We start from the raw sequence: 7,093 nt of genomic DNA on the forward strand, positions 1-7,093 counted from the left end.
GGATTTACCCCTTGTCGCACCATTGGATGAAATCCAATGGCTAAGTGCGCCCTTCGGGAAAACCACGATAGCATGGGCTGTCTTGAATTTCAATTCAAACAGACCTATGCTTGAGGGGGATTCCTTGAGATGGTGATGGTATGAGTGTTGAAACTTTAGAGCAAAAAATTGCAAAGCAAGAAGAACGATTAAGACAACTAAAAGCACAAAAACAAGCTATTGCTGCTCGTGAAAAAAAGAAAAATTCTGATCGACAAAGAAAAGATGATACTAGACGTAAAATTCTACTGGGGGCTTGGGTTCTAAACAAACTGAAAAATGATGAATCTTTTAAGGGTCAACTAACCGATTTTGAAAAGTTTTTAAGCACGGAAAGTAAGACTGAAGAAAATAGGCAGAAAGATAAAGATCTTTTTAATGGCGTTATATGGAATAACACCTAAATTTCGCATATGAGATTTTGTATTAAATAAAAAAACAATCCCCTAAAAATAGGGGATCTTGTTAGTAATGGAATCGACATTGAATTATAGAGATTCGTTCATCTGTCACTTCATAAACTAATCTATGCTTTTCATCAATCCTACGACTCCAAAATCCTGAAAGATTAGCTTTTAAAGGTTCTGGTTTTCCTGTTCCTTCAAAAGGTGTTCGCTGACATTCTTTGATTAAGGTATTAATACGCTTAAGTATCTTTTTATCCTGTGTCTGCCAATAGATATATTCATCCCAGGCATTATCAGTCCATTCGACGTTACGATTCGTCATCCTCAATCAACTCTCTGTGTTTTGTTTTCCCTGCACGTAATTGAGCAATTGATTCATTTAAACGACTTGCATTATTTGGAGATGAAAGGAGATATAACGTTTCCATTAAGCTATCGTAATGATCTTGTCCCATTACTACAGCATGGCCACCTTCTTTTCTTGTAATAAAAGCAACGTCTACATCATCAATTACTTTATCTAAAACAGATTTTAAATTGTTACGTGCGTCCGTATATGTAAATACATGCATATATCTATCCCTCATAGGGTAAGCTGCGTCAAAACGCTGCTAGCTAGACTACCTAGGCGGTAGTGATTGAAACTTTACAATCCTAAATGTACAGAATACTGTACATATTGTCAATTTCGTATAACAGCCATTATGTTAAGTGGGTATGTTTTTCCGCTGAATAGTGAATTAAGAATGCTCTATAAAATCATTTGTTATTTGCCTTTTAAAGAAGGATTTATCTATGGGAAAGTGGCAATTAATACTTTCTTTACTTCATCTGACGTATTTGGATCTACTTTAAGCTCATTAACGGCTTCAATAATCCGTTTACGAACAGCTTCATTCTCTGGCAGTGAACCCTTAATCTCATGTTCTTTCTGAGTGAGTAGCGAAGCATTATTAAGAGCACCCAGAGCCAAAATTTGAACGTTTGGGTTCGTATCCTTTAAATAAGGAATAATATCGTCTGCTGCTTCAATTGGGTCTAAATTCGTTAGGGATACAAGAATTACACTTAATGCATCAGGGTTCGATTCATTTTGTTTCAACAAATCAACTAGCTTATGGATTTTATCTTCTCGTGAATATGTAGAGCTATCATTAATAGCAATCGTACTTTTTACCCATTTAGGAGGCATTCCATGAGGGAGATTGGGCGCATTGTTAGTGATACCGTCATTAGCATTAAGAGTATTACGGTTGGAACTGATCTTTTCTTGAGTTTCCATCAGCTCTTTACTATGTACATCATCACTTTTTTTGGCAAAAATAAAAAATCCAATAAAAGCTACTACGATTGCCGTAATAACTAAATAAATCAACTTACTATTATTTTTCATATTACCTACGTTTTTAAATAAGAATGTTGTTACATCAATAGAAAAAGCATCAAAGAAACTTTAAATTATATTATTCACCAATTAAATAGGCTCATTCAACGCTTTTTCCAAGAGTTGATATAGTGTAATAATTATTGAGTAAATAAGAGAATTAAGTTAATGAAATACTCAAAAGAAAAAATAGTAAAAGCCCTATTACTTGCTCCTTTACCACTACTTTTTTTCACAGCATTGCTATTTATCATAATGAATCGTGAATATAGTCTATATTCAATTTTTGTGGTTTTTGCAGGGCATGGTCTTGTTTACTTAGCTTATAGTATTTTGACAGTACCTTTTAGCTTTATGGTCTCAATTCTTTTAAATCGTTATAGTATTCTTAATTTGCTAACTATCTGTATTAGCTCTTTAATTATTGCTATGCCATTTTTTGTTCTTTTTGGATGGAGCCATACAGGAGAAGTTTCGAAAGAATGGTGGAAGATGTATACCGACACTTGGACTATCTTTATGGCTCTAATTCCAGGCTTGTCTTATTGGTTATTTTTAACTGATTTTAAAGTTAAAGAATTATTAAAGAAAAAAATAATATATTTCAATATATTAGCTTTTGTTTTGACTTATTTGTCTTTGTTTCATCAGAAATATACATTGATAGACCGGATAGTTGTAGACAAGCTTGGAAAAGTTGAAGTTATAGGAGGAGGATTTCCATTACAGTTCTTAGTAGATGGTGAAATATCTCCAGGCGGTAGTATAGCGCTAGATCCTTTAAATATTATTATAGGAATAGATCAATTCATTTTTTTATATTTTATTCTTGATTATTTATTTTGGCTTATGTGTCTTTTAGTCAGTTATGCGTTTTTTCGAAAGATAAAAGTGAAATTATAATGTCTAAAATATTTATAAAATTAGGAATTTTACTTGTAGGTCTATGTCTACTTCTAATCATTAATTCATACAAACAGAAATTAAATCATGATAAAGAGATGGCAACACAGACAACAATACTTTTCTTTAATTCACTTGCTAAACATGATCTAGAATCAGCAATCAAATATGTTTGGCCAGATGCGCGATTACATGAAGATTTAAAAAGTTCTGAAAGGTTTCTCTCTTTCAAAGACTCAAAAATTTTAGAAGTAGTAAGGATTAATTATGATTCAGCGGAAAGTAGACCTGAGTATTATCAAGAATTTTATAAAATTATTTCAGTGATGGTAAAAGTTAAAGTCGTCCATATAGATGATGCTGGTAGTCCAGTAGGTGACTATATTTTATTTATTACTCTTGTGAAACAATCTCCTCAATCTGATTGGCTAATTACAGAATTTGGTAGTGGGCCTTAAGATAGTAATTATAGAGAAAAGCTAAAATTAACATAATACACCTTATACGAAATGCTTTGATTTATCCCTTCTAAATCATTATCTTACTTTGAGCCGTTCCAGTATTCAGCGCACTGGAACGGCTTTTTTGTGACTATTCACGTTCCACGCCTATTCTTTGATCAATGTTTCACGGTTTTAATTAAATAAACTGAATAATTCAATCTGCACGATTTAAGCGATTATCTTGAATAAGATCATCCAATTTATCTTCTAAATCTTCAATCTTATATTTGAGCGATAAAATAGAATTTTTTAAACGCTCATTTTCAGGAGCATCAGGATTTTTTAATTGATTAAAAATTTCTAATAATTCGTTGCGATTAGTGCTTAACCTTTCAATGTCACTTTCAATAGCCATTCTTGGTGTCCACAGAGCAAGTAAAATTTGCTCATAGTCTTTGAGTTCTTGATGGCTCATTGCATCTAATTCAGCTCTAGTTTTCATGGTTTAAAATCCGTCTTGCTATGAAGAGCTTTAAAAATCCGCTTTGCTGTTTCCTCTCTTACACTTTTCGGATCTCGTAAGATGCCACTAATCCAAAGGGCAAAACTAGGATAGTCCTGGAAGTTACTTAGGTCTGATAGCTCAGAAAGTTTAGATAAAATAGCACTGTACTTGTTAATTTGAGCATCAGACAGGTTGCAGAACATATCTATTGTTTTTGGATCTCGCTCAGGAGCTATTAATTTTGGCTTAGATTTTTCTTTCACAGTGAACTTAAAGCCGACAACAGAACGTCCTTTTTTAACTGGACTATAGTCAACTGTTACATCGGTAAATTCATTAATTTCATCTAATGAGCTCTTCAAAACTCTTCGTTTTAAGTTCCTCAAATCTCTATAAGATTCTGGTAAACCAAACTCTGTAAACATTTCATCTAGCGTTAATTCAAAGCCATTTTTTGCCTGATTTTTTTTCGCTAAATGGTAAAAGTCTATTGAGTAGTCTTTTTTTAATTTTAGAACTACATCTTTTTTATAACGAGTGTATGGATTGTATTTATCTAAAATTTTCAACATCACCAAAACAATAGATGTAAACCTTAAAGATATCCCTGCATCTTCATAAGTAGCATCAATTACCCAGTTAGAGTAGACCTTTTTCCCCCTATCATTAACGTATGAAAAGGACCGATCTACTAGTTTTTTTGACGCATTTTCAATTTGTTTATAAGCAGAATTGACTTTGATACCACAGTCATCAGCAAATTGTTGAGCAGATATTAAGATTTGATCTTGTTCACTTGCATCGACATTTCTAGCAATCGGAGAAGCCATAATTAAAATTCTTTTTTCATCTACAGACATGCTTTTAAAGCATTCAGTAACTTTGTTTTGAATAGCCATTGTTGTTACTGGATAAGATTTATCATAACTATTTTCTTTATTCATTCAGATATCAAACCTTATAAAAAATGAACATGATTTTTGTACCCTTATGAGAAAACAATGTACACCAATAAACATAAGGGTACAATAATTTATTTGTACCCTTTATCATGCTATTTGTACCCTTTAATCATGCTATTTGTACCCTTTTAAACGATAAAATCATGCTATTTGTACCCTTTATCATGCTATTTGTACCCTTTTAACGCTTGAAACTATTGCTGCATAAGGTTTTCAGAGGGTCTAAAAGCTTTTAAAAGCTTTTTAAAAGAATAAAAGGGAATTTATTTCCAAAGTGAGTTATTAAAACTGCCCTTGGTACTCGCTAAAGCTCGTACTCTATTGAAGCTCGTTTCACTCGCTTCGTGGGGGCAGTTTTTTGCATATATGATCAAGGATTCAAAAAGCAAAACATGAATAATGCATTCGCTATGCTCATGCTTTTTGACGAGCAAAAGCATCAATACTTCGCTCGTAGACACTCGCTAATCACTGTCCCCAGTAATTCAATAAAAAACGGTTTTTCAGAGGGGGAATAAGCAACCTTTCGTTGTGTCACTCGTAGACACTCGCTAAAAGGCTCTCATTTGCGTTTTAAGCGATTTTATTTTTATCAACTATAGTTTTACTGTATTTCTATCAAAAGTCGCTAAAACCCCCGTTTTTTTGCGCTTAAATGGGATTGCTAAGGCGTGTAGTCATGGTTATTGTCATTTTCTGGCTTTTTAGGCTCATTTCTCTGCTGTTTTTCTTGTTCTTGGCGTCTTAAAAATGCCAAATGTTCTTGTTGCTCTCGTTCTTGTGCATAGCGTTGTTCTTGTTGCTCTCGTTCTTTACGTAACTGCTGTTCTCTAGATTCACGATCTTTTCGGTCGTTTTCGAGCTGTATTGCTCTTTTTTGGGAAAACTCTTGCTGCGCTTCGGTCTCAATTTTTTTTGTAAAAGCCGTATGCAATTCTTGGATTTTTAGATCTTCCATTTCTTCTGCATATAGTCGCTTTTGTTTTTCACCATTTTGAGGACTAAAGTATTTATTTCCATAGTTATCTTCTTCAAATATATAACTATTTATGATCTCCAGTCTTTGATCGCGTACATACTCTTGATACTCAGTTTCTCTGCGTGATATTTCAGAAATTTGATGATCTATATTTGAAATTTGATCATTAAGTTTTCGTTGTTTAACAGTGATGTTCGGTTCGTCAAATTTTGCAAAAGACTTTTTAGGCTGGAGCAGCTGATTTTCTTCTGTCCATTTATTTAAATGATCAGAATATCTCTCTTTTTTTTCTATTTCACTAAGACCAGAAATATGCTTTTGGATGTCTAGTTGGGTGTTGTGTTGGTCGATCAGGTCATTTATTTGATTGATCCATTTTGTTTTAAAAAATAAAGGCTCTTTTTTGCGTAGTTCTGATATTGCAGAACTCATCGTGTTTAATTTTGTTGTTAATTTTGATAATTCTTCATTTTGGAATTCAGAAAGTTTCTGAGAAGTTTTTTCTAAATACTCAGCTTGAGAGTATTGAAACTGAAGCTCACTTCGTACTTTTTGAACAAGATCCTCAGATACTTTGATGTTTTCATCCAGTGCGATGACCTTTTTGATTTTTAAATTACGTAGCTTAATTTCATCATTTTTCAGACTAATTTCTGTAAATATTCCTCGTCTCCGGAGGTATGTCGCTTGAGGACCTTCGTGCTGAGTTGCTTCTAGGTCACTTTCCTGGTCTTCATAACTTCTGTGATCGACACGTTCATCAAATCCATTTTGTTTCAGGTGGTGATTGCATAATTCTGCAAATGATTCTCTCCAGTGGCTTACAGTTTCTGTGCCATTGTCACGACTGAAGTCCCTATATTTTTTTGCTGAAAAGTCACCATGCTCATTAATACTTCGGGTGGTGAACATGATGTGTGCATGGTAGTTGCGTTCATCACTTCCACTGTCTGTATGCGGTGCATGAATAGCAGCGTCAACGATGACACCATATTTTTTAACGAGGTTTTGGCAAAGTTCATTGAGCATATTTTTACGCTGTTCAGCGTTTAATTCACCTGGAAATGCAATTTCAAATTCTCTTGCAAGTAATGCATCTTTTCTTCGTTCGGCTTTTTCGACTTTGTTCCAAAGTGTCTGACGATTGAGTAACTCGGTATTTGTATTTTCGGGCGCATAGATTTCTGTAAATTCGACACCAGTTTTTTTTGTGTAGTCTTGTTCTTTTCCATAGAAATTGCATACCAATTTTTCACCTGAACGATATGCAGCACAAGCAACGGCTGATCGTCCATTACCTCTACTAATCGTTTTAACTGAAAAATGATATATCGCCATTTTGTTTTGCTCTTTATTTCGATTTATCGAAATTACCAACATGAATATGTTGGTCTGGGGATTACAAAGGGGATTTACCCCTTGTCGCACCATTGGATGAAATCCAATGGCTAAGTGCGCCCTTCGGGAAAAC

General features: G+C 33.8%; 9 protein-coding genes and 1 pseudogene. 4 read left to right on the forward strand and 6 right to left on the reverse strand.

The window, feature by feature from the left end:
• Positions 1 to 140: 140 nt before the first annotated feature.
• Positions 141 to 443 (forward strand): hypothetical protein, encoded by a 303-nt coding sequence (locus tag ACK1JC_RS16615; protein WP_000110201.1) that lies wholly within the window; start codon positions 141 to 143, stop codon positions 441 to 443.
• A gap of 61 nt (positions 444 to 504) precedes the next feature.
• Here the strand turns inward: ACK1JC_RS16615 and ACK1JC_RS16620 are convergent, their stop codons facing one another.
• The 3 genes from ACK1JC_RS16620 to ACK1JC_RS16630 all read right to left on the reverse strand — a co-directional run bounded on the left by ACK1JC_RS16620 (position 505) and on the right by ACK1JC_RS16630 (position 1,839).
• Complete coding sequence (locus ACK1JC_RS16620) at positions 505 to 768, reverse strand: Txe/YoeB family addiction module toxin (RefSeq protein WP_000184943.1); 264 nt, start codon at positions 766 to 768, stop codon at positions 505 to 507.
• Complete coding sequence (locus tag ACK1JC_RS16625; protein ID WP_000557944.1) at positions 755 to 1,018, reverse strand: type II toxin-antitoxin system Phd/YefM family antitoxin; 264 nt, start codon at positions 1,016 to 1,018, stop codon at positions 755 to 757. Before ACK1JC_RS16625 ends, ACK1JC_RS16620 begins: the two co-directional genes overlap by 14 nt.
• Positions 1,019 to 1,239: 221 nt before the next feature.
• Positions 1,240 to 1,839, reverse strand: coding sequence for a HEAT repeat domain-containing protein (locus ACK1JC_RS16630; protein WP_039254962.1), 600 nt, complete (start codon positions 1,837 to 1,839; stop codon positions 1,240 to 1,242).
• Between the two features lie 159 nt (positions 1,840 to 1,998).
• On the opposite strand from ACK1JC_RS16630, the pseudogene ACK1JC_RS16635 reads away from it, so the two are divergent.
• From ACK1JC_RS16635 to ACK1JC_RS16645, 3 genes and pseudogenes are all read left to right on the forward strand, one after another.
• Positions 1,999 to 2,409, forward strand: a pseudogene (locus ACK1JC_RS16635) (hypothetical protein); the annotation flags it as partial.
• A gap of 30 nt (positions 2,410 to 2,439) precedes the next feature.
• Positions 2,440 to 2,733 (forward strand): hypothetical protein, encoded by a 294-nt coding sequence (locus ACK1JC_RS16640; RefSeq protein WP_227504502.1) that lies wholly within the window; start codon positions 2,440 to 2,442, stop codon positions 2,731 to 2,733.
• Positions 2,734 to 2,831: 98 nt separating this feature from the next.
• Entirely contained in the window at positions 2,832 to 3,191 is a 360-nt protein-coding gene (locus ACK1JC_RS16645) for a DUF4829 domain-containing protein (protein ID WP_224223039.1), read from the forward strand.
• A gap of 199 nt (positions 3,192 to 3,390) precedes the next feature.
• Here ACK1JC_RS16645 and ACK1JC_RS16650 read toward each other — a convergent pair whose 3' ends face one another.
• The 3 genes from ACK1JC_RS16650 to mobQ all read right to left on the reverse strand — a co-directional run bounded on the left by ACK1JC_RS16650 (position 3,391) and on the right by mobQ (position 6,960).
• A complete protein-coding gene (locus ACK1JC_RS16650; RefSeq protein ID WP_000857160.1) occupies positions 3,391 to 3,678 on the reverse strand; it encodes a hypothetical protein in 288 nt (95 codons plus the stop codon).
• The gene (locus tag ACK1JC_RS16655; protein ID WP_001031297.1) at positions 3,675 to 4,625 is read right to left on the reverse strand and encodes a replication initiation protein; all 951 of its coding nucleotides are present in this window, start codon (positions 4,623 to 4,625) and stop codon (positions 3,675 to 3,677) included. The genes ACK1JC_RS16650 and ACK1JC_RS16655 overlap by 4 nt, the downstream gene beginning before the upstream one ends.
• 682 nt (positions 4,626 to 5,307) lie before the next feature.
• The gene (mobQ, locus tag ACK1JC_RS16660; protein ID WP_044432603.1) at positions 5,308 to 6,960 is read right to left on the reverse strand and encodes a MobQ family relaxase; all 1,653 of its coding nucleotides are present in this window, start codon (positions 6,958 to 6,960) and stop codon (positions 5,308 to 5,310) included.
• Positions 6,961 to 7,093: the final 133 nt, after the last annotated feature.

It is taken from the genome of Acinetobacter sp. TY2 (genome assembly GCF_046269225.1).
Classification (GTDB): domain Bacteria; phylum Pseudomonadota; class Gammaproteobacteria; order Pseudomonadales; family Moraxellaceae; genus Acinetobacter.

Bases quoted from the DNA above. Each gene is read 5' to 3' on its own strand.
- ACK1JC_RS16615 (WP_000110201.1), top strand. From the start codon at position 141: ATGAGTGTTGAAACTTTAGAGCAAAAAATTGCAAAGCAAGAAGAACGA.
- ACK1JC_RS16620 (WP_000184943.1), bottom strand. From the start codon at position 768: ATGACGAATCGTAACGTCGAATGGACTGATAATGCCTGGGATGAATAT.
- ACK1JC_RS16625 (WP_000557944.1), bottom strand. From the start codon at position 1,018: ATGCATGTATTTACATATACGGACGCACGTAACAATTTAAAATCTGTT.
- ACK1JC_RS16630 (WP_039254962.1), bottom strand. From the start codon at position 1,839: ATGAAAAATAATAGTAAGTTGATTTATTTAGTTATTACGGCAATCGTA.
- ACK1JC_RS16645 (WP_224223039.1), top strand. From the start codon at position 2,832: ATGGCAACACAGACAACAATACTTTTCTTTAATTCACTTGCTAAACAT.
- ACK1JC_RS16650 (WP_000857160.1), bottom strand. From the start codon at position 3,678: ATGAAAACTAGAGCTGAATTAGATGCAATGAGCCATCAAGAACTCAAA.
- ACK1JC_RS16655 (WP_001031297.1), bottom strand. From the start codon at position 4,625: ATGAATAAAGAAAATAGTTATGATAAATCTTATCCAGTAACAACAATG.
- mobQ (WP_044432603.1), bottom strand. From the start codon at position 6,960: ATGGCGATATATCATTTTTCAGTTAAAACGATTAGTAGAGGTAATGGA.